A 22,900-nucleotide genomic window follows, 5' to 3' on the forward strand; every position below is an offset into this window, starting at 1 on the left:
ACAGAAAGGATTCGGTGATTATGGGAAAAGTAATCGGTATAGATTTGGGGACAACCAACAGTTGTGTGGCAATTATTGAACATGGTGAGTGCGTAATTGTTCCGAGTAGCACCGGGGCGAGGACAACGCCGAGTATTGTGGCCTTTTCAAAAAACGGCGAGCGCATTGTGGGCGAGGTGGCCAAGCGGCAGTTAGCGGTCAACTCGGACAGAACGATTAGCTCGGTCAAAAGATATATGGGAAGCGAATGGTCGATTAAAATAGACGGCAAAGAGTACAAGCCCCAGACGATTAGCGCCATGGTCCTGATGCAGCTTAAGAAGGATGCAGAAGGCTTTTCAGGAGAGACGATAACGGATGCGGTCATTACTGTACCAGCGTATTTTAACGATGTCCAGAGACAGGCCACGAAAGATGCGGGGAAAATAGCCGGTCTTAATGTCTTAAGAATTATTAACGAGCCTACAAGTGCGGCCTTATCTTATGGCTTAAATCACGAAGAGTCCCAAAAGGTCATGGTTTTAGACTTAGGCGGGGGGACTTTTGATGTCTCGGTAATTGAGATTGACGATGGCGTGATCGAAGTCTTAGCAACAGCCGGTGATAACCATTTAGGCGGTGATGACTTTGACCAAAGAATTACGGATTGGTTAATCGAAGAGTTTAAAGCCACAAATAATGTGGATTTGCGAAAAGATCCGATGGCCTATCACCGGGTAAAAGAGGCGGCAGAGAACGCGAAAAAAGAACTTTCAACGGCTGAGAGAACGAATATCAATCTATCCTATATCGCCCAAACAAAAAGTGGACCAGTACATATGGATATTGTTCTTACCCGTGCTAAATTTCAGCAGCTAGTCAGTGACTTGGTGGATAAATTAGTAGGGCCAGTACGTAGCGCTTTGTCAGATTCGGATATATCCCCAGCGGAGCTGGGAAAGGTGCTATTAGTAGGCGGTTCCACGAGAATGCCAGTGGTGCAAGATAAGGTTCGGGAATTAACGGGAAAAGAACCTTCAAAAAACATCAATCCTGATGAGTGTGTGGCGATGGGGGCGGCGATTCTTGGTAATACGCTCCAAGGAAACGCAATCGTGACTGCTGGTGGCGGGAGCGGCCTATTACTGCTTGATGTAACCCCGATGAGCCTTTCTATCGAAACGGTAGGCGGAGTTGCTACTCGGTTGATTGAAAGAAACACCACGCTACCAACAAAGTATTCTCGGGTATTCTCAACAGCAGCTCCCTATCAGAGCAACGTGGAGATCAAGGTTCTTCAAGGGGAGCGACCGCTAGCGAAAGACAATAAGAAAATCGGCAATTTCCGTCTGAAAGGAATTCGCCGAGCAATGGCTGGCGTGCCTCAGATAGAGGTAACCTTTGACATGGATGCCAACGGCATTCTCAAGGTATCAGCTAGAGACCTTGATACGGGAAAAGAGCAGTCGATTACTATTACGGCAGATGATAGAATGTCAGATGGAGAAATCGAACAAGCGATGCGCGATGCCAGAGAATATGCCGGTCAAGACTCTTTAAGAAGAGAAGCGCTAGAGCTTTCTAACGATGCCAATCGATTGTTAGCAAGAGTGCAAGTTTCGCTAAAGAATGCGGGCAAACAATTACCAAAGCCAGAAAAGAAACAAATCAAAATCGATGTGGCAAATCTACAGAAGTATGTAACCAAATTGCGAGTAGATAAAGTCACTCAGTCCGAAATCGATAACTTAAGACAGGCAAAAACAGTACTGGAAGCATCAAGTATGAATATGCTGAGCCAGTGGTAAGGAGGAGCTTATGGGAAAAATACGCGAAACGATGAATCGTTTTCTTCAGGGAAGATACGGCTATGATGAGTTAGGAAAATTACTCCTAATTGTCGGAGTTGTCTTTTATTTTCTAGGAACGATTTTTAGAAGCAGTACCATTTCTCTTTTGGGTAGCTTAGTGATGTTTTATGAGCTTTTCCGCTTGCTTTCTAAGAAACACTGGGATAGAGGAGAAGAGAATCGTAAATATTTAAAATATAAAAAGCTCTGGAAGCTACGCTTTGAGGAGCGCAGTACCTCACGGATTTTCCTCTGTAAAAGCTGTGGCAAATTTATCCGTGTTCCCAAAGGAAAAGGCAAGATTCAGATTACCTGTCCGACCTGTGGGCATAGCAGTGTGCATAGAACTTGATATAGTGAGAGGATTATTAACAGCCCGCAGAAAATCTGCGGGCTATTATTATCTAAGAAAGAATTCTCTTTAGATCCTCTTCCGGCGTAGAAATTGGCGTTAACGCGTAATTATCTACTAAGTAGTGTAGGACATTTGGTGAGACAAATGCTGGTAAGGTTGGACCAAGCAGAATGTTACGAATACCTAGGTGAAGAAGGGTAAGTAAGATACAAACTGCTTTTTGCTCATACCAAGAGAGCACTAGGGTTAGTGGCAGGTCGTTAACCCCGCAATCAAAAGCTTCCGCGAGAGCAACAGCAACCTTAATGGCGGAATAGGCGTCATTGCACTGTCCCATATCCATAATCCGTGGTAAGCCACCAATTTCTCCAAGGTCAAGATCGTTAAAGCGATATTTACCACAAGCTAGGGTTAAGATAATAGAATCATCTGGAGTCTGCTTTACAAAGTCGGTATAGTAGTTACGACCTGGCTTGGCACCGTCGCAGCCACCTACTAAGAAGAAGTGCTTGATATCGCCAGACTTTACCGCTTCCACAACCTTATCCGCCACAGACAGGACGGTTCCGTGAGCAAAGCCAGTGGTTACCGTTTTGCCGCCGTTAATACCAGTGAATTCCGTGTCCTCTGGATAACCGCCTAGGGCTAGGGCTTTTTCGATTACTGGGGTAAAGTCCTTATTGTCATCAATGTGTACCATCTCTGGATAAGAGACGACAGCGGTAGTAAAGACACGGTCGCGATAGCTGTCTTTTACCGGCATCAAGCAGTTTGTAGTAAAGAGAACCGGAGCAGGAATATCAATGAATTCCTTTTGCTGATTCTGCCAAGCGGTTCCAAAGTTACCCTTTAAATGAGGATATTTTTTTAACTCTGGATAGCCGTGGGCGGGTAGCATCTCGCCGTGGGTATAAATATTGATACCTTTTCCTTCCGTTTGCTCTAGGAGCTGCTTAAGATCGTGAAGGTCGTGACCACTTATGACAATAAAGGGACCCTTCTCCACGGTTAACGGCACTGTTACAGGGGTTGGCGTACCGTAAGTCGCAGTGTTCGCTTGATCGAGAAGAGCCATGCATTTAAGATTCACTTCACCGGTCTCTAAGACCAGTGGAAGAAGCTCATCCATGCCATAAGAGTCCTCGCCGATAGCGTTCATTGCTTTATAAAAGAAGCTATTTACATCCTTATCTGTATACCCAAGCACGTAAGCGTGATAAGCATAGGCAGCCATTCCCCGAATACCAAAGAGGATTAGTGACTTAAGAGAACGAATATCCTCATCGGCAGTCCAGATGGTGTTCATATCCACTTTTTCGTCCTGGTGTAACTCAGCAATTTGTTGTCTTAAGGTTTCATCGTTAAAGTTTACATTGGTGATGGTGGTAAAGAGTCCTTCCATCATTAATCGGTCAGTTGTCTCGGTAGGTGCGGTCTTACTTACAAAACGCGCGAGTCCAATTAGGGAACCAGTCAGTTCATCCTGTAGGTTAGCGGTGGTATCTTGCTTGCCGCAGACACCAGCTTTGCCGGTACAACCTTTACCGCCGGCAGTTTGTTCACATTGGAAACAAAACATGTTACTCATACTTACTTCCTCCATTTTTCTTAGTCTAAGATTTCGCCTTCTGTAGAGATTGTGACAATTTGCCAGGGAATCATCTTATCGCTGTCCTTTAAAGCTTTGATGGCCGCATTTGCCATGCCGCCACAGCAAGGCACTTCCATACGGACAACGGTTACGGATTTTATGTCATTCTCTCTCAAGATAGCGGTCAATTTTTCTGAATAGTCCCCTTCATCTAACTTCGGACACCCGATTAAAGTAATGTGATTTTTTATAAAACGCTCGTGGAAGTTTCCATACGCATACGCAGTACAATCAGCAGCGATTAAAAGCTTGGCCCCGTCAAAATAGGGTGCATTTATTGGTGCCAGTTTGATTTGCACGGGCCACTGTCTTAGCTGACTGTTTAAATCCCTAGTTGGTGAGGACGCGCAAGGCGCCTCTACCCGGCTAAGGGTTTTCGCGCTACTGCCTGGGCAAGCACAAGGTGAATTTTGCTTGGCCTTCTCCATATTGGCTTTTACCGCCGCCTCATCATAAGCTGCGGCTTCTCTTTCTTCAAAAGAAATAGCATTTGTAGGGCAGACAGGCAGGCAATCACCTAAGCCATCACAGTAATCATCCCGTAATAGTTTGGCCTTGCCGTCTATCATACCAATGGCATTTTCGTGACAAGCCTCGGCACAGAGTCCACAGCCATTGCATTTTTCTTCGTCTATCTTTATGATTTTTCGTTTCATTAGTTTCGCCTCCTTGACTTTCTGAAATTATCATAATACAATCAAAACAACAAGTCGGTTGCAAAAACAACGGAGAAGAAATATGAATGAAAAAATTGAGATCGTAAGGCGATGTCCTTTATTTGCCGGAATTGAGGAAAAGGATATGCAGGCACTGATGGCCTGCTTACAAGCGAAAGAAATGAACGTAAAAAAAGGCGAGACTATTTTTTCGGTAGGAGAGAGGCCAGATTATATCGGAATTGTGCTACAAGGAAAGGCCCATGTGATTCAGGAGGATTATTGGGGGAATCGGACGATTCTTACGGATGTACAAGCTGGAGATTTGTTTGGCGAGGCCTTTTCCCTAGCGGAGGCAACCGAACTTCCGGTGTCGGTTATAGCGGGTGAAGATAGCACGGTTTTATTGGTAGACTCTAGAAGAATATTGACCTCTTGTTCTTCTGCTTGCAATTTCCACACTCGTTTGATTCGGAACTTAATGAAGATAATTGCCAATAAGAACATTATGCTGACGCGTAAAATGGAGCACATCACTAAGAGAACGACGAGAGAGAAGGTATTGTCTTATTTGTCAGCTTGCGCTCTAATACACGGAAGCAACACCTTTACCATAGCTTTTAACCGTCAGGAATTTGCCGATTATCTTTCGGTGGAACGCAGTGCCTTATCGAATACCTTATGTAAAATGCGAGATGAGGGGATTATTCAGTTTACCAAGAATAAATTCACGATAAATTAGTAGGTTGTTTTTCCAACCGACTTTTGTCTGTGAGTTCCATAGAATAAAACCTAGATAAAAAAAGTAGGAGGAATGAAAAAGTGAAAAGTAAAAAAATAGCAGTCGTACACCAAGACTGCGTGGCTTGTGGAAATTGTGCGAAATATTGCCCACGAAGAGCGATCACAATTGATAGAGGAATTTGTGCAGTAGTGGATGAGAGCTTATGTGTAGGATGTGGAAAGTGCGAGCAGGCCTGTCCAGCGGGAACGATAGAGATGGTAGCAAGGGAGGTCGTGTATGGTTAAGAAGAGATGGTATGACTACTTATGGATTGCCTCGGTGCTATATTTGAGTCTGGGATTTTTCAATATTTTATTTGCATGGCTTGGACTAATTTGTTTTATTACACCGCTGATGATTTCTCTTTTGGGTAGAGGCAAGGCCTACTGTAATAAATTTTGTGGTAGAGGGCAGCTGTTTGAACTTTTAGGTGGAAACTTGGGCTTATCGAGAAAGAAGACACCACCTCGCTTTTTACGTTCAAAATGGTTTCGTTATGGGTTTCTACTTTTCTTTTTAACGATGTTTGGCATGATGCTCTATGCAACATACCTTGTCTTTAGCGGGACGACTGGCTTACAGGAAAAGGTAACACTGCTATGGACCTTTAAACTGCCTTGGCACTGGACGAATACCGCTTTTGCACCACCTGGGGTTGCTCAGTTTGCTTTCGGCTTTTATAGTGTGATGCTTACTTCTACCGTTCTTGGTCTGGTCACAATGATTCTCTTTAAGCCGCGGTCTTGGTGTGTGTATTGTCCAATGGGAACGATGACCCAGATGATATGTAAAGTAAAAACGGAAGCATAATGTTTTGTAAGAACGCCCCGTTCACGTGTATGTGTGAACGAGGCGTTTTAAACTTGTTAGGAATTTGTACCGGAGATGGATAAAAGCTCTGGTTTCATAACCTTTACTTTACCAGATTCTAACAGGTCGATAAAAAGCGGGACTAGATTAGGATCAAATTGTTTTCCAGCCTCTGCTTCGAGAATTTCTATAGCTTTCTCCTGAGGCATGGATTGCTTGTAGGAACGCTTAGAGATCATGGCATCAAAGCTATCGGCGATACAGAGTATCCTAGCAGAGAGAGGGATGTCTTCACCACCAATGCGTCTTGGATAACCGGTACCATCGTACTTCTCATGGTGACCGATGACAGCGGGAATTACGTAGTCTAAAGACGGGAGATGACGAATGATGCCGATGGAATTCTCCACGTGGTTTTTCATAATCTCGTATTCATCTGCTGTTAGTTTTCCTGGTTTGTTAAGAATATTCTCAGGAATTCCGATTTTACCGATATCATGAAGGAGCCCGGCCTCGCGGATAATCTCGATATGGTCATTATCCAGATGTAGCCCTTTGGCTAAAGCAGTAGCGTAGTAAGCGACATTTTTGGAATGACCGAAGGTATAGTGGTCTTTCGTATCGATGGCCGCTGTTAAGGCATAAATTGTCGGGGCATATTCACTGTACGCGTCACTGTTATATAAGTTACTCTTTTCTTTCGTATCGGTTTTGGCATTTTCATCGCTTAACGAATAGATTTTGATGGTGTTTTTACCGGCGCGTTTGGCATTATATAAGGATAACTCGGCATTGTGTAGGAGCTCTTGAGCGCTTGAAGCGGTGTAAGGAATACCACAAATACCGGCACTTAAGGTTAACATTTTTAAGCGATGATTTTCGGCAGTGACGTTAATGCTTTTTACCTGCTGGCAGATTTTTTCTACGGTCATTTTGGCCCGATATATATCGTATTCAGGCATAATCAGGGAGAACACTTTTCCTTTATATCTAGCGGCAAAGCCTTCTGTACCAAGTGTGGATTCAATAATCTGAGCAATCTTTTTAAGAGCAATATCTCCTTCTTTCGCACCGTATAGTTGGTTGTAGAGGGTGAAGTCATCAATGCTCAAGATTGCTAGAGCAAGTGACTTGTTTTTGTTTTCCTCAACCAAAGTGTCTAAGGTTTCAAAGAAGCACTTACGATTAAAGAGACCCGTTAGCTCATCGCGTCTTGCCTCTTCAAAAACTTTTTCATAGAGCTTAGAATTTTTTACAGCAATGGAGCTTACGGAGCCGATGGAGACTAGAAAATCAATATCTTCCTGAGAGTACTCCCTCTTATCTTTGCCGGAGAGGAGTACGATACCAACTAAATCGTCTTCCGCTTTTAAGGGGAGAAGATATTCAATACCCCAGTCATTAAACAGCTTCTTTTCCGTATCCCACATGGACTTATAGTTTTGTGTTCTTTTAAACTGCCGATAACTAATACAACCATCGTTTTTCTCTAGAAACGAAAGGATGGGATGGGTGTTTGTAAGAGAAAAGGAACTATAGCCAATAGGGGGAGCACTATGCTGCATCGTGTAATTTCCGTCATTATCGATTACACAGATAAAGACGTTTGTTGATTTTATCGATTGTTGAATAACACTAGCTAGTTGCTCCAGTATTTCTTGTACGTTTAAGGTCTTAGAGACGCTGTGGGTAAACGTTTTTAAGTTCTCGGATTTCCGCTGTTCTCCTCGGACGAAAATCGCGTTTAGAAAACGTTTTACTAAGTGGTAAATAACTACCGAACCGATTAAAATGGCAAGGGCAAAGGTCATCGTTATCTTGATACTAAAGCTTGAGCCATCACCTTGTACAAAGAAGTTAAGACTTTTAACGGTAAAATAGGTGATAAAGAGGACGATGACTCCGGTAATAGCATAGCAGGAGGTTCGTGAGGCCAAAAGTTGTAACCTAAAAAGCTTTCTCTTGGACAGTGCGTATATCATGCACAGGGCGTTAAGGAATCCCGAGACAAGGTCGGTGGGGAAACCTCGGAAAAAGGGCAGCAAAAGAAAGAGATGACCTAAGAATAAAATCATCATTCCTAGGACAATAGGGACTAATTGCTTACGTGAATGCTGGTCTTCTTTGGCAGTTATAAAAATAATATAGAGCATTTGCAGAATTAACATCAAGAAGATAACAAAGGCGATAGCCACCTTCCAGTCAAAATCATAGGCAAAGCGAACTAGAGAATCGGAGATTCTCTCAACATTAGGTGGCGGGATAATTTTCTCTGTCACCACATTGAAGGCATAAAGACCACCGAGAACAATAAGCCATAAAATATTGCTGCTTTGTTTCCTTTGGTTAACGTACTCCTGGATAAAAAGCAGGAATGCATAGGGCAGGATAAAGAGTCCTAAAATGGAGACGTGAAACCAAAAATCAACGGAAGGAAATAGTTGAAGCCGCATACAATAGGAGCCGCCGGTCCAAAGGAGCATGGCTAGCAAGATGCCAAGGAATGAGCGGACGATCCTATTCCCATGAGCAGGTATAAAAGTCATTAATAAACAAGTGTAGCAAAAAACACAGAGTATCGAAACCCATTCGTAGTTACTCATCAAAACCTCCTATCTTCGCGAATACCGGAGACCACGCGAAGGAAGTGATTCATCTCCGATAAAGGAGGATTTACCCGTCGACTAAAGGGGGCATCCTCGCTTTCAAATTGATTAAAAGTTCCATGCTTTACAAGCGTAATTTTCATGGGATCCATGCCTAGAATGATTTTTAAATCCTTATAGTCGTGATCCAAATAGCGAAAGTAGATGCTCAAGTGTTCTTTGATGATCTGTTGACTCATAGCCGTAGTAATCATCGAATCCTTATGCATTTCTACAAAAATATGAAGAAGTGGCCTTTTTTCGTCAAGGTATTCTTTTCTGGCTACCCAGTCTTGAATATTGAGCCCCGACAAATCCATAGCAGTAGCAATGGTCTTTTCTGTGATTCGGGTAAAGCCAGCAATATCAATTATCGTGGGAATCCGATCAACATACTGAAATCTGGGGATTCGTGTCTCATCTTCTTTGTTAGTCTTGCCCACACAGCGATACATATCACCAACTCGGTACCTTGCAAAGGCGCCACCTTTTAGTACCGTTAGGACAATCTCGTATTTCTCACCGGGGGCAACTTCATCCATCAATAGAGTTTGCGGTTGATAAGTCGCATCTGCCAAACTTTTTTCCATTTCTTCTTCAGGGATGAACTCGTAAAAGCAGGCGTCGGGGAAAAAGTACATCCCTGAGCGAGTCCAGGTCTCCGTGCCGATTACCGTAGGTTCCGTGCCGGCAAAAAGCTCCATAGGGCGAATGCCCCATAATTCTTCTAAATCGTCTTTGTAGTACTGGTTATCCGTACCGGCACACATAAAGCCCTTTAGGCGAAAAAGGTCCTTAGGTGCCATCGTCGTCCCGTCTCTTTTACATTCATTTTGGGTCTTGACGTATTTAATCAGTCTATCTAGCGATACGCCAGTAAGGGTTTGCTTTAGAGAGCCCCCCTTTTTACCACCACTACTCAGTGAAGAAAAGCTTTTACTGACGTAATAGGTAACGCTTCCTAGACCGAAGAAAAATTCAATCCCCTGCTTTAGTCCCATTTTAAAGCCTTTCTTGTTGCGCTCGCTAAAAGAAAGATGTTGCGCTTCTTCTACAGGCGGGAGAAACTGGATGTCGATTTCCTCCTTTAAGAGGACGGGAAGCAAGCCCGTCGCGTAAGGGAGAGGTGCTAGAGCATATAAAATGTGATCCTTAGCGGATACATCAAAATCCCCTTTCTTCTCGCTTGTAGCCAGAAGAAAGCAGGCCATCATATTCTTTTTATAAGTCGCTAACATGCTTTTAGTATAGGGCGCGACTTTAATAGGATTTAGGCCACCTTCCCAGGTGGTTTGAATCCAAAGTACGGGATCTGCGGGAAGCATATCCTTATTCTTCTGCAAGAGAATATCACTATAATCTCGGTAAGTCGTAATCGGGATTGTCTTTCGGAAATCCTCGATAGTGTCAATCTTTCTCTCTTTTAAGAATTTTTGACCGAGCTTGCTAGCTGACCATAGACCAATTTGCTCTAAAAGAAGCCGCTTTTGAATGGTCATATACTCATCCATTGTTAAATCCAAAAAGCCACAGTACTCATCCCAAATTTCTTGCTTACTGCTTTCGTTAAGTTTTTCTTGAAACCTCATTTGTCATCTCCCTTCTATGCTCTCCTTGTAGTTGTCTTGAAACATTCTCTAATGCTCGCTGGGGTTGGCATTAGGAACGGGGTTTCCTTTTTATACACTTGGTAGTCTTTAAACTGCTTGGGGAAGACATAGGCATCCTGTAAGCAGATATAAATAAAATTACAGAAACTTAAAAAAAGGCCAAAAAATAAAAAATTCATCGACTTCAATGTGAAGCCTAAAAATAGGTAAAAGAAAAAGAACCAGAGAAAGCCTGGATGGCGGCAGAGCGCGTAGACACCGTAATTGCATACGGTAGGGACTTGAGAATGATCGCGATATGTTTCCTGAAAAGGAAGTGCAAAAAAAAGAGTGTAGATAAGCAGTAAAAAAAAGCAGAGGGCGAGTATGAACATGAAAAGACCATGCTCAGAAAATCCTGCTTGTTTATACGCTTTAGAATAAGTGTAGATAGATGCGAGTATGACGATGAGAGAACCTAAAAAGAAAAACGGAAAAAAGACCTTTTTTTTCCAAAGGACGGTGTTGATGTCGTAGATAAAGTAGCAGATAAAACCAACCAAACCAATTATTGTTCCCATCATAAAGTTTTCCCCACATAATTCATAATTATTTGAATTGTATATATTGTAGTGATATTGTACTAAAAAGGTCTGTAAATGACAAGCTTTTTCGGAATAATCTTCACAAATGACACATTTGGAATATTTGTAAGATTTGTATCACAAAATATAGTGATTTGTAAGAAGTTTTCAAAATAGTTAAGTGTAATTGACAGAGATGTGTTAACCGCCTAGAATAGAAATTGAAACCATATTTTTTAACAGAAAAGAGGCTGTTATGTATCAAATGAAAACGGGAATCTTTGTAATTTAATTTTTAGCACAATCTCTCTGAGATGAGAGGTTAGTATCTATGCTAAATTAAAATACGAGGAGAAATTGAATATATGAAAAAAATAGATTCGTGGAAAAAGCAATTTGCCATTATTTATGTAGGGCAGGCGCTTTCATTACTGGGATCGGCTGCTGTACAGTTTGCCGTTATTTGGTGGCTGACAATTCAGACAGAATCGGCAATGGTGTTGACGCTATCAACAATTGTGGCTTTTGTTCCTAACATGTTTATCGGTCCTTTTGCCGGTGTGTTAGTAGACCGCTATAATCGTAAGCTGGTAATGATGGCAGCAGATGGCTTAGTTGCCCTTTCTAGCGTTATTTTAGGAATTGTATTTCTTATAAACCAGGCACCGCCGATATGGTTTATCTTTGTGATACTTTTTGTGCGGGGAATCGGTAATATGTTTCACAGCCCGGCGATGCAGGCGGCGATTCCTATGCTCGTCCCCGCAGAGCATTTGACGAAAGCCGGCGGCTATGGCAACCTGATTAACTCATTGTCGAATATGTTAGGTCCGGTGCTTGGTGCGGCTTTGATGGGAGTGGCTCCCATTGCAACCATTATGCTAATCGATATTGTGGGCGCCCTATTTGCAATTGTTTGTCTTTTGTTCGTAAATATACCTGATATTCCGAGAAGTGTAGAAATGCCCCACCTTTCTCAGGACTTGAAGCAAGGACTAGGAGCGATGCGGGAGAACAAGCCGCTAATGGCAGTGTTTTTTCCGATGGTGCTGATGAATGTGATTTATATGCCGCTTGGAACCTTGTTCCCGTTGCTTGTGCGAACCCACTTTTTAGGAGAAGCTATTCACAATAGTATTGTGGAGTTTATCTTTGCAGGAGGACTTTTAATATCCTCTTTAATGATAGGTGTGTGGGGCGGTATGAAGAACCGTTTTCTAATGGCTTCCTTAGCTGTTGTCTTATTAGGCGTGACCTCGCTTGTAAGCGGGATTTTGCCAGCTACGACCCTTGGCTTTGTAGTTTTTGCCGTAGTCTGCTTCTTTATGGGGATGTCGGGAACCTTTATTAATGTGCCGGTAATGGCTTACGTTCAGGAAAGCACAGCCCCAGAAATGATGGGGAAGGTGTTCTCGCTAATGATGACGGCTATGACCTGGTCCATGCCGATTGGCCTACTTATTGCAGGACCGGTGTGTGAGGTAATTGGTGTAGGTACGTGGTTCTTTTGGTCTGGTGTGGCTCTTGTCCTAACCGGAATCCTCTGCCGCATCTTGACGAGACCTTACGATGAACAGACGCGATTGCCAGAAAAAATAGAAGAAAATAGTTAGCTGATTAATCGGCTTCGCCCTGCTCTTAAAGAGCGGGGCGGTTTTAGTATGATAAGTGAGGAGAAAAAGGATGAAACTATTTGCTTATGAAAAGAAACACAGCGAACGATTGCGAGATACGCTTTCAGAGTGTACGGTACTTTTGAAAAAGGACGGTCATTTTCCGTTGTCTGGACCTTGCGAAATTGCGGCCTACGGTAGTGGGATTCGCCACACTATTAAAGGCGGGACAGGCTCTGGGGAAGTGAATTCTCGCTACAGTGTCAATGTGGAAGAAGGACTGATAGAGGCAGGCTTTACCATTTCAACTGCCTCATGGTTAGATCGCTATGATAAGGAACTTGAAAAGGCGAAAGAGCAGTTTATCCGGGATGTGAAAGCTGAGGCGAAGGCCGCCGGACAGAATACCATCGTCTATTCTATGGGAAAGGCGATGCTCGAGCCAGATTACGATTTGCCCATTGAGGGGAGCGGTGATACTTGCGTCTACGTTTTGGCGCGAATCTCAGGAGAGGGCAATGACCGGCGGGAGGTAGCTGGAGAAATCAAGCTTTCCCAGACAGAAATCCGGGATATTCTCGAACTAAACGAGCAATACGAGAAGTTTATGCTGGTTCTTAACGTTGGCGGCGTGGTGGACTTATCACCGGTGATGGGGGTAAAGAACATTCTTTTACTCTCTCAGTTAGGTGCCCAGACAGGAACGGCTTTGGCCGATATCTTACTGGGAAAAGGCAATCCTTCAGGACGCTTAAGTACCACTTGGGCGAAGGTAGAGGACTATCCGGCAATGCCAGATTTTGAAGATATTAATGAAACCAAATACCTAGAAGGCATTTATGTGGGCTACCGCTACTTTGATACCTTCCAGAAGAGGGCGCTGTTTCCTTTTGGCTACGGACTTTCTTATACGGAGTTTACCCAGGAGGTAGATAAGGTAGAGGTGTCTGGTGAAGAGGTAAGCGTTAGTGTGAATGTTGCCAATCAAGGGAAGTATCCCGGTATGGATGTAGTCCAGCTCTATTTATCGGTGCCTACAGAGAGGCTTGACCATCCCTATCAGGAATTATGCGCCTTCGCAAAAAGCAAGATCTTAAACCCCGGAGAAAGCCAGAGTGTAAGCCTTACTTTTAAGCTTTCACAGATGGCTTCCTACGACGAGGAAAGAGCGCTTTATTTTCTCGAACGGGGAGATTATCTATTGAGATTTGGTAATCATTCAGGTGAGACGAAAGCGATCGCCCTTATAAAAATGAGTCAGGAACAGGTGATTTTAACAGCTAAGAATGTGTTCGGGAAACCAGGCTTTATGGAGCTAACGGCCACGGGAAGGGCAGAAGAAGAGCTTAATGACCAGATACCTACTCTTACGATTGAGGAGAACGCGTTTAAGAGTGAAACGGTAGAGTATGAGCCAAATAAAGAGATTCTTCCAGAAGTCGCCCAGCTTTCCGTAGATGAGCTTCTCTATATGAACATCGGCGCCTTTGATCCAAATAAGAGTGGAATCGGAAGTATTATTGGTAACGCCGGCGTCTCTGTCTGCGGCGCGGCCGGAGAGACTACCAGTATGGTAAGGGATTTTCCCCATCTAGTAATGGCCGATGGACCTGCAGGACTGCGCTTAGCAAAAGAATTTTACCGAGACGAAAAGGGACTTCATTCCATCGGTCAGTCAGCCATACCTGAGAGTATGCTTGATTTTATGCCGAAGATTCTCTTATTCCTCTTAAGCCTCACCAGTTCTAAGAAGCCAAAGAAAGGCAGCAAGCTCGAGTATCAGTACTGTACGGCGATCCCCATTGGGACAGCTGTTGCTCAGAGCTTTAATGAGGAGTTAGCGACCATCTACGGTGACGTTGTGGGGAGTGAAATGGAGCGCTTCGGCGTCCATCTGTGGCTAGCGCCGGCCCTAAATATTCATCGTTCGATTCGTTGCGGCCGGAATTTTGAATACTTTTCGGAAGATCCGTTTATCTCTGGTAAGATGGCAGCTAGTATGACCCTTGGTGTCCAAAAGCATCCCGGCTGTGGGGTGACGATTAAGCACTATGCGGCAAACAATAAAGAGCTAAACCGGTACGGTAACGACAGTCTAGTATCCGAACGGGCTATGCGTGAAATCTATACAAAAGGCTTTGGCATCTGTGTCCGAGAAGCCCAGCCAAAGGCTGTGATGACCTCCTATAATCTAGTTAACGGTACCCACACGGCGGAACACCGGGGGATGATCGAAGATCTGTTGCGGGCAGAATACGGCTTTCAAGGAATCGTGATGACAGACTGGGTCATTGCTCTAGCGACTAATAAAAAAGGGATACACCGGAATACCTTAGCTAGCTATGAAGCAGCCGCGGGAAGCGACGTGTTTATGCCGGGCGGCAAAGGGGACTTTAAAGAAATGAAACGAGGTCTAGAAGAAGGCATTGTTACGAAGGAACAGCTCCAAATCAACGCGACTAGGGTGCTAAAGATGGCTAGAGAGCTGACGGAGGCGCGGAAATAAATAAGGTAGGATTATGAAAGAAAATAAATACGATAACGAACAATTTTTTGCAGCCTATAGTCAGTTCCCACGTTCCGTAGAGGGACAATCAGCGGCAGGTGAATGGCATGAACTAAAGAAAATGCTCCCTGATTTTAAAGGCAAGCGGGTTTTAGATATTGGTTGTGGCTTTGGTTGGCACTGCTTATACGCAGCTGAGAGGGGAGCCGCTAAGGTTGTGGGAACGGATATATCCGAAAAGATGCTTAAGGTAGCAAAAGAAAAGACGAAATATCCCAATGTGGAGTATCGGCAGCTAGCGATGGAGGATCTTGATTTTCCTACAGATTCTTTTGATGTGGTGCTTAGTTCGCTAGCCTTTCACTATACGCCAGATTTCAGCGAGGTTTGCGGGCGGATTAGCAAGTGCCTGCGTAGTGGGGGCGACTTTGTATTCTCGGTGGAGCACCCAGTGTTTACCGCTTTAGGGACTCAGGAGTGGGTGTATGACCAAGCAGGCGTAGCTAGCCACTGGCCAGTGGATCACTATTTTACAGAGGGAAGGCGAGAGGCAGTATTTCTCGGAGAGACGGTGGTTAAATACCATAAGACGTTAACAACGTATTTAAATACGTTGCTACAAACAGGATTCGCTATTACCGAAATTGTAGAGCCACGTCCAGCGCCAGAGCTCTTAGAGACCGTTCTAGGCATGAAGGACGAACTGCGCAGACCGATGATGCTTTTAGTGGCGGCGAAGAAGCAGGAAGGGAGATAAGCATGGATAATACGAAAGCCTATAGGATGACCGTAGCTAGGGTGTATCCTATGTATCTAGCGAAGGTGGAGAAGAAGGGGCGCACGAAAGAGGAGCTTGATGAAGTGATTTACTGGTTAGCTGGTTATAATCAGAACGGCCTTCAGGAACAATTAGACCATGAGGTAGACTTTGAGACCTTCTTTAAAGAGGCACCGTTGATGAATCCTAAGGCCGAGCTTATAAAGGGAATGATCTGCGGTTACCGGGTAGAAGAGATTGAGGAGCCCTTAATGCAGCAGATTCGCTGGCTTGATAAGCTGGTGGATGAGCTGGCTAAGGGAAAGAGTATGGAGAAGATATTACGGAAGTAGTAAAAAAACTAAAAATTTGCTAAATAACTTGCTTTATTTAATAAATTATTTTATAATGCAGATAAATAAAGCATATGGAGGTTCACGTGAAGTACAAAGCGAAAGATATAGCTAGAGAACTAGGAGTTTCTCCGACAACGGTTTCACTAGTACTTAACAATAAGCCTGGAGTTGGAGAAAAGACTCGTGAGATTATAATAAACAAAATCAATGAACTTGGCTGCGAAGACCTGCTGAAGAAGGGGAGCGGACAGGTATCTCATAAGGGATACATTGGTTTTGTTGTCTATAAGCGAGAAGGCAGTATTGTGGATGAATCGCCGTTTTTTAATTATCTGCTCGAAGGCATGACCGCGAGAGCCTACGATAACGGTTATATATTAAATTTTATTTATATTAATAGTAATATGTCTCAAGAGGAGAAGGAAGCCCAAATCAAAGGAATAGACTACAAAGGGTTATTGGTCTTTGGAGTAGAGATGATATACGAAGACCTCGATGTTCTAAAAAAGTCGAATCTTCCTTTTGTAATCATTGACAATTCTTTTCCTGAAAGTGATATCGATGCAGTAGCTATTAATAATAACCTTGGTGTGAGTAAAGCGGTTGATTATCTCTATGAGATGGGACACCGGAGGATTGGTTATATTAAAAGCAAGGTGCGAATCAATAGTTTTGAAGAAAGACGCTCTGCTTTCAAACGTAAGCTGCGTCATTTGGGAATTGAGGAAGACCGTAAGCATATTCTAAATGTGGGATATTCTAAGTCGATGATTCAAGAGGATGTGAACATTTATTTAGATGGTATGAATAAAGAAGAATTACCCACAGCCTTTTTTGCTGAAAATGATTTTTTAGGTTGCAATGTAATGCGTATGCTTCAAGAAAAAGGATACCAGGTTCCAGGAGACATCTCGGTGATTGGCTTTGATAATCGACCGATTAGTGAGCTGGTTGAACCTCGTCTAACGACGATTAATGTTCCAAAAGAAATATTTGGCCCTGAGTCTGTGGCTTTATTAATCAGTAAGATAGAAGAAAAGCGACAGCAGTCGCTGAAGATCGTTGTGGGGACCAATATTATTGTCCGTGAAAGTGTCAAACGTTTAGATTAAATACCAAAAGTCAATAGAGAATTTAGAGAAAGTGGTTATTGTTTTAATGATAACTGCTTTTTTTATGTACAAATCAACTAAATTAGGTGGAAGAAACTAAATATAATTACCAAAATTTATTTTATTTACTAAACTGTATTGACCTTTGAGAAACCCGTTGCTATAATTCAAACAACTAAAAAAACTATAAAAATACTAAATTAGTAAAGTAAATAAATAATAATTTAGTAAATAGTTTAAAACAAAGGAGGAAGAGAATGAAAAGAAAAGTAGCAAGTTTATTAATGGTAATGGTGTTGGCGCTAGGGATGGTTGCCTGTACCTCTTCAGGTGGTGAGAGCAGTACCACCTCAGAAGAAACTACGGACAAGGCAGATGCCTCAGCATCTACGGAGAAGAAGGAAGACATTAATGTGTACTGGATAGGTAAGACATTAAATAATCCATGGTGGATTTCCGTTTCTGATTTTGCGCAGCAAGAAGCAGATGCTTTAGGTGTTAACCTAACAATTGCGATTCCGCAAGAGGAGGTTGACCTAGAGAAGCAAGTAGCGATGATTGAGACCGCTATTGAAAAAAATGCCGATGCCATTGTAATCTCAGCAGCAAGTTCTGACGGTGTTGTTCCTGCCATTAAGAAGGCGAGAGAGCAGGGAATCAAAATTGTAAACTTCGATACAAGAATCAGTGACAAATCGGTAATCGATGCTTTCGTCGGTGGTGATGATGAAGCCGGTGCATATAAAGCTGGAAAATATATCTGTGAGCAACTTGGCGGAGAAGGTGAAGTGGCTATTATTACTGGGTTGATGGCACAGTCTACAGGTGTGGATAGACATGCGGGATTTATGAGAGCATGTGAAGAGTACACAGGAATCAAAGTAGTAGCAGAGCAAAGTGCAGAGTGGTCAAGTGATAAAGCAGCAGATGTTACTACTAATATTTTGACGGCTAATCCAAATGTAAAAGCAATTTTTGCATGTAATGACCAGATGGCTGTGGGCATGGTGAATGCAGCTAAATCAGCAGGGAAAAGCGCAGATGATCTTGTGCTAGTCGGATTTGACGGTATTCTTGACGCGGTTGATCTTGTTCTAGCTGGTGATCTTGATGCTTTCGTGTCTCTACCAAACTTAGATGAAGGAGCAATGGGTGTTAAACTTGCCTCGGCACTAGTTATGAATAGTGAGTATGTATACGACAGAGAGATTATTTATGATTGTACTTTAGTAACAGACGGCTATATTGATGGTTTAACAGATCAAACAATCTATGAGTTTGCGGCAGAGAGATTTCCGCTTCGCGGTGTTACCGAAAACGGTTACTAGAATTTAACTAGCAGGCTTTGTCTCATCGGCAAAGCCTGTATTTCTAAAGAAAGACAAGGAGAAGCAAATGCCTGAGAAAATACTGGAATTTAAAAATATAAAGAAAGAATTCCCTGGAGTTAAGGCTTTAGATGATGTTTCTATGGACTTTGATAAGGGAGAAGTGGTAGCTCTTCTGGGGGAGAACGGTGCTGGGAAATCAACTCTTATGAAGGTGCTTAGTGGTGCCTACACAAGAGACAGCGGTAGCGTAATCTTAGGCGGCAAAGAGTTGCCTAAACAGTACACGACCCTAGAAGCGAGACATTTCGGAGTAGCAATTATCTACCAAGAGCTGAGTTTAATGATGGAAATGAGTGTCATGGAAAATGTCTATATTTCTCATGAACCTATAAAATTCGCACCAGCTAAGTTAATTGATTATAAGAAAATGAAAGAAGATACGCTCGTTCAGTTAGCAAAACTTAACGCTCAGCACATAGATCCTTGTAAAAAGGTTAAAGAGCTTACCCTGCCAGAAAAGCAGATGGTGGAGATTGCCAAAGCTCTAGCCGTTGATTGTAAGGTTCTAATTATGGATGAGCCCACCACGTCTCTTACGTGGGAGGAATCAGAAAAGTTATTTACGATTATTGATACCCTTAGAAAGCAGGGGATAACGGTTATCTACATCTCTCATAGAATGAATGAAATATTTCAAATTTGTGATCGTGCCATTGTTATGCGAGATGGTAAGTACGTAGGTGAAATAAACATTGCGGATAGTACACCAGATGATTTAGTGCAAATGATGAGCGGTAAAGTGGTGGATGTGGATCTGACGGATAAAGAAAGAGGTGCTAAGACGAGTAATGTAATTTTAGAACTTGAACACATTACGGATGGTGGTTTTATCGAAGATTTAAATTTGAAGCTATATGAAGGTGAAGTATTAGGAATCGGCGGTTTAGTTGGCTCAAAACGGACAGAGCTTGCAAGAATGATCTGTGGTGCTGATAAGCTTGTTGGTGGTACGGTCAAGATTAAAGGAAAAGTCTGTAAGATTAAAGATGCTAAAGGAGCCATTCTTAATAAAATCGGATATTTAAGCGAGAACAGAAAAGAAGACGGACTATCGCTGGGAATGTCCATTGAAGAAAACACGGTTCATTGTGATATGGGAGCGGTTAGCACAGGTGGCATTATTAATTGGAAAAAAGTACGAGGAATCTCGGATGAATATATAAGGAAGCTTAAGACAAAAGGCATTTCCGCAACAAAGGTGATGAATTTAAGTGGCGGTAATCAGCAAAAGGTAGCGATTGCCAAGTGGTTGCATGCAGGATGCGATATCTTGATTTTTGATGAACCCACTAGAGGGATTGACGTGGCAGCGAAAGCAGAAATTCATCAGCTGATTAGGGATTTTGCCAAGGAAGAGGGTAAAGCGGCAATCGTTATTTCCTCGGAAGTAAACGAATTAACTGCAGTTAGTGATCGAGTCATCATCATGTCAAAGGGACATATTACAGGTGAACTTGAAGGCGAAGATATCATGCAAAACAATATTCTTAAATATGTGACGACGAAGGGTAGGTAGGAGAAGTGGAAAAAGTAAAAAAGAATTTTTCATTAAAAAGAATTTTATCTGGTGGTTTTGGAACGGTTCTGATGTTAATCGTCTTGATGCTTGTATTTGCAGTATTATCGCCAACGTTTTTTACCAGTAGTAACTTAACCAATGTACTGATTCAAAGTGGTACCAATGCGGTTATATCCGTCGGGATGACGTACGTAATTATTTCAGGGAATACTGACTTATCAGTAGGGGCAATCTTAGCCCTTTCCTCCTGTATCGGAGCGACGACAATGGTACAGACAGATAATGTGATTTTGGGGGTTCTATGCGCCTTAGGGGCGGGGATTCTTCTAGGAGCGTTCAATGGATTTCTAATTGCTTATCTAAAGTTTCAACCATTTATTGTAACCTTATCAACAATGTGGCTATTTCGTGGTCTTGCCTATCTCTATACTGGCGGGCAAGCGGTTACTGGCTTGCCAGAGGGGATTACCAGTATGGCCCTAGGAAGTATCTTGTTTATTCCCAATATCGTATGGATTATCGCTATTGTCTACGCTATCTGTTATATCGTTCTTAATAAGACAACAATGGGTAGAAAAGTCTGTGCTGTTGGTGATAATGGAGAGTCGGCAAGACTATCAGGTATTGGGGTTAAGCGAGTGATCCTTGGTACTTTTATTCTTTCAGGTTTTTGCTCTGCTCTTAGTGGTGTTATCTATATGGGTCGACTCAATTCCGGTCAACCGATTGCAGGTCAGTCATATGAAATGTATGCTATTGCTGCTGCGGTTATCGGTGGAGCTAGTTTTACCAAGGGTGGCATTGGTAGTATGGGTGGAACGCTTGTTGGCGCCATTTTTATCGCTGTTCTCAATAACGGCTTGACGATTCTAAATGTTAATACCTATTGGCAACAAGTGTGTATGGGTATTGTAGTGCTCCTTGCAGTCGGACTTGATAGATTTAGAAAGTCTGTAAAGTAAAGGAAAGGGGAAGGTATGAAAGATTTAAGTAAATTAGCTTATGATTTAAGAAAAGATACAGTTGATATTATTGTGGCTGGAAAAGGCGGTCATATCGGCGGTGATATGAGCGTTATGGAGATCCTAGTAAGCTTGTATAAGAAGATTATGAATGTTTCACCTGAAAATTTCACAGATGAAAATCGCGATCGGTTTATTATGAGCAAGGGGCATAGTATGGAAGCGTATTACGCGGTTCTGGCAAATGCAGGTTTTATTCAATTAGAAGATGTCTTAGCGAATTTTAATAAAGTGGGTTCGAATTATATTGGACATCCGAATAATAAGGTAAAGGGAATAGAAATGAATACCGGCTCCTTAGGTCACGGGTTACCAGTAAGTGTGGGGATGGCCTTAGCAGGAAAAATGAATCAGAAGAGCTATCGGGTCTATACGGTAATGGGTGATGGCGAGTTAGCAGAAGGTTCTGTATGGGAAGGCGCAATGGCGGCTGCTCAGTATAAGCTAGATAATCTATGTGCCACGGTTGATCGTAATCGTTTGCAAATTTCGGGCAATACAGAAGAGGTTATGGGACACGACGATTTATCGGAACGCTTTAGGAGCTTTGGGTGGCACGTTATCGATGTAAGTGATGGCAACTGTATCAGCCAACTTGTAGAGGCTTATGAATTAGCTAAAACAGTAAAAGGTAAGCCGGCGGTAGTGATTGCCAACACCATTAAAGGTAAAGGTTCTAAGGTTATGGAGAATAAGGCCAATTGGCACCATAAGGTTCCAACTAGTGAAGAGTATGAGCAAATTATCAAAGATTTTGCCCAGCGGAAGGAGGATTTCTAAATGAATAAAGTTGCTAATAGGCAAGCAATCTGCGAAACACTCTTGGAGCGCGTAAACGAAGATCAAGAAATAGTTGTGCTTTGTAGTGATTCAAGAGGATCGGCTTCGTTAACGCCGTTTGCTGAGCGATATCCAGATAATTTTGTGGAAACGGGAATTGCCGAACAGAACTTAGTCAGTATTGCTGCTGGTCTTGCTAAATGTGGGAAACGAGCATTTGCTGTTTCACCTGCCTGTTTTCTATCTACTAGAAGTTATGAGCAGTGCAAGGTAGATGTTGCTTATTCGAATACCAATGTGAAACTGATAGGCATCAGCGGTGGCGTAAGCTATGGTGCACTGGGAATGAGTCATCATTCGGCTCAGGACATTGCGGCGATGACAGCCGTTCCCAATATGCGCGTGTATCTTCCAAGTGACAGATTTCAGACAAAAAAGCTATTTGCAGAGCTTTTGGCTGATGAAAAACCAGCCTATATAAGAGTTGGCCGCAATCCGGTAGAAGACATCTACCAAGAGGAGAATTGTCCTTTTGAAATGGATAAGGCCACAGTTCTAAGTGAGGGCGAGGATTTACTAATTGTTGCCTGTGGAGAAATGGTGGGTCCGGCTACTTTGGCGGCAAAAGAACTGAAAGCAGAAGGCATTGGGGTAACGGTTCTCGATATGTACTGCTTAAAACCCTTTGATGAAGAAAGTGTTCGCAAATATGCTTCTAAGGCGCGAGCTGTTTTAACCGTAGAAGAGCATAGTCCTTATGGTGGTCTTGGAGCGATGGTTGCCCAAATTGTGGGAAGGGATTGTCCGAGAAAAGTTATTAATCTATCATTGCCAGATAGTCCGGTGATTACGGGAACATCTAGTGAGGTGTTTGCTTATTACGGTCTTGATAAGAATGGTATAAAAGAGAAAGCAAAAGAACTAGTCGGCTAGGGAGGAGA

General features: G+C 42.9%; 19 protein-coding genes. 15 read left to right on the forward strand and 4 right to left on the reverse strand.

The window, feature by feature from the left end; all coding sequences use genetic code 11:
- The first annotated feature begins 20 nt into the window (after window positions 1-20).
- On the forward strand, window positions 21-1,787 hold the full coding sequence (gene dnaK, locus NHH16_RS10985; protein WP_262069652.1) for a molecular chaperone DnaK: 1,767 nt from the start codon (window positions 21-23) through the stop codon (window positions 1,785-1,787).
- Window positions 1,788-1,797: 10 nt separating this feature from the next.
- Window positions 1,798-2,181, forward strand: coding sequence for a hypothetical protein (locus NHH16_RS10990; protein WP_262069653.1), 384 nt, complete (start codon window positions 1,798-1,800; stop codon window positions 2,179-2,181).
- 52 nt (window positions 2,182-2,233) lie between these two features.
- Here the strand turns inward: NHH16_RS10990 and hcp are convergent, their stop codons facing one another.
- Together hcp and NHH16_RS11000 are read right to left on the reverse strand one after the other, a co-directional pair.
- Window positions 2,234-3,763 carry a hydroxylamine reductase gene (gene hcp / locus NHH16_RS10995; RefSeq protein ID WP_262069684.1) on the reverse strand — a complete coding sequence of 510 codons (1,530 nt, stop codon included), beginning with the start codon at window positions 3,761-3,763 and terminating at the stop codon, window positions 2,234-2,236.
- 29 nt (window positions 3,764-3,792) lie between these two features.
- Complete coding sequence (locus NHH16_RS11000) at window positions 3,793-4,491, reverse strand: ATP-binding protein (RefSeq protein ID WP_262069654.1); 699 nt, start codon at window positions 4,489-4,491, stop codon at window positions 3,793-3,795.
- Between the two features lie 82 nt (window positions 4,492-4,573).
- Here NHH16_RS11000 and NHH16_RS11005 point away from each other — a divergent pair, with 82 nt between their 5' ends.
- From NHH16_RS11005 to NHH16_RS11015, 3 genes are all read left to right on the forward strand, one after another.
- Window positions 4,574-5,233: a Crp/Fnr family transcriptional regulator gene (locus NHH16_RS11005; protein ID WP_262069655.1), complete on the forward strand. Its 660-nt coding sequence runs from the start codon at window positions 4,574-4,576 to the stop codon at window positions 5,231-5,233.
- A gap of 80 nt (window positions 5,234-5,313) precedes the next feature.
- A complete protein-coding gene (locus NHH16_RS11010) occupies window positions 5,314-5,520 on the forward strand; it encodes an ATP-binding protein (protein ID WP_262069656.1) in 207 nt (68 codons plus the stop codon).
- Complete coding sequence (locus NHH16_RS11015) at window positions 5,513-6,085, forward strand: 4Fe-4S binding protein (RefSeq protein ID WP_262069657.1); 573 nt, start codon at window positions 5,513-5,515, stop codon at window positions 6,083-6,085. Before NHH16_RS11010 ends, NHH16_RS11015 begins: the two co-directional genes overlap by 8 nt.
- Window positions 6,086-6,141: 56 nt before the next feature.
- Here the strand turns inward: NHH16_RS11015 and NHH16_RS11020 are convergent, their stop codons facing one another.
- Complete coding sequence (locus tag NHH16_RS11020) at window positions 6,142-8,688, reverse strand: HD domain-containing phosphohydrolase (protein ID WP_262069658.1); 2,547 nt, start codon at window positions 8,686-8,688, stop codon at window positions 6,142-6,144.
- The gene (locus NHH16_RS11025) at window positions 8,688-10,319 is read right to left on the reverse strand and encodes a GH3 auxin-responsive promoter family protein (RefSeq protein WP_262069659.1); all 1,632 of its coding nucleotides are present in this window, start codon (window positions 10,317-10,319) and stop codon (window positions 8,688-8,690) included. Before NHH16_RS11025 ends, NHH16_RS11020 begins: the two co-directional genes overlap by 1 nt.
- Window positions 10,320-11,268: 949 nt before the next feature.
- On the opposite strand from NHH16_RS11025, the gene NHH16_RS11030 reads away from it, so the two are divergent.
- The 10 genes from NHH16_RS11030 (at window position 11,269) to NHH16_RS11075 (ending at window position 22,892) form a co-directional block, all read left to right on the forward strand.
- On the forward strand, window positions 11,269-12,516 hold the full coding sequence (locus NHH16_RS11030) for an MFS transporter (protein WP_262069660.1): 1,248 nt from the start codon (window positions 11,269-11,271) through the stop codon (window positions 12,514-12,516).
- Window positions 12,517-12,586: 70 nt separating this feature from the next.
- Window positions 12,587-15,022: a glycoside hydrolase family 3 N-terminal domain-containing protein gene (locus NHH16_RS11035; RefSeq protein ID WP_262069661.1), complete on the forward strand. Its 2,436-nt coding sequence runs from the start codon at window positions 12,587-12,589 to the stop codon at window positions 15,020-15,022.
- 13 nt (window positions 15,023-15,035) lie between these two features.
- Window positions 15,036-15,779 (forward strand): class I SAM-dependent methyltransferase, encoded by a 744-nt coding sequence (locus NHH16_RS11040; RefSeq protein ID WP_262069662.1) that lies wholly within the window; start codon window positions 15,036-15,038, stop codon window positions 15,777-15,779.
- A 2-nt stretch (window positions 15,780-15,781) separates the two neighbouring features.
- On the forward strand, window positions 15,782-16,132 hold the full coding sequence (locus NHH16_RS11045; RefSeq protein WP_262069663.1) for a DUF2200 domain-containing protein: 351 nt from the start codon (window positions 15,782-15,784) through the stop codon (window positions 16,130-16,132).
- 86 nt (window positions 16,133-16,218) lie between these two features.
- Entirely contained in the window at window positions 16,219-17,247 is a 1,029-nt protein-coding gene (locus tag NHH16_RS11050) for a LacI family DNA-binding transcriptional regulator (RefSeq protein WP_262069664.1), read from the forward strand.
- A 257-nt stretch (window positions 17,248-17,504) separates the two neighbouring features.
- Window positions 17,505-18,575: a sugar ABC transporter substrate-binding protein gene (locus tag NHH16_RS11055; protein WP_262069665.1), complete on the forward strand. Its 1,071-nt coding sequence runs from the start codon at window positions 17,505-17,507 to the stop codon at window positions 18,573-18,575.
- A gap of 67 nt (window positions 18,576-18,642) precedes the next feature.
- On the forward strand, window positions 18,643-20,154 hold the full coding sequence (locus tag NHH16_RS11060) for a sugar ABC transporter ATP-binding protein (protein WP_262069666.1): 1,512 nt from the start codon (window positions 18,643-18,645) through the stop codon (window positions 20,152-20,154).
- Between the two features lie 5 nt (window positions 20,155-20,159).
- Window positions 20,160-21,119, forward strand: a complete 960-nt coding sequence (locus tag NHH16_RS11065) for an ABC transporter permease (RefSeq protein ID WP_262069667.1) — start codon at window positions 20,160-20,162, stop codon at window positions 21,117-21,119.
- A 15-nt stretch (window positions 21,120-21,134) separates the two neighbouring features.
- A complete protein-coding gene (locus NHH16_RS11070) occupies window positions 21,135-21,959 on the forward strand; it encodes a transketolase (RefSeq protein WP_262069668.1) in 825 nt (274 codons plus the stop codon).
- On the forward strand, window positions 21,960-22,892 hold the full coding sequence (locus NHH16_RS11075) for a transketolase family protein (RefSeq protein WP_262069669.1): 933 nt from the start codon (window positions 21,960-21,962) through the stop codon (window positions 22,890-22,892).
- Window positions 22,893-22,900: the final 8 nt, after the last annotated feature.

It is taken from the genome of Ohessyouella blattaphilus, assembly GCF_024721265.1.
Taxonomy (GTDB): Bacteria; Bacillota; Clostridia; order Lachnospirales; family Lachnospiraceae; genus Aequitasia; species Aequitasia blattaphilus_A.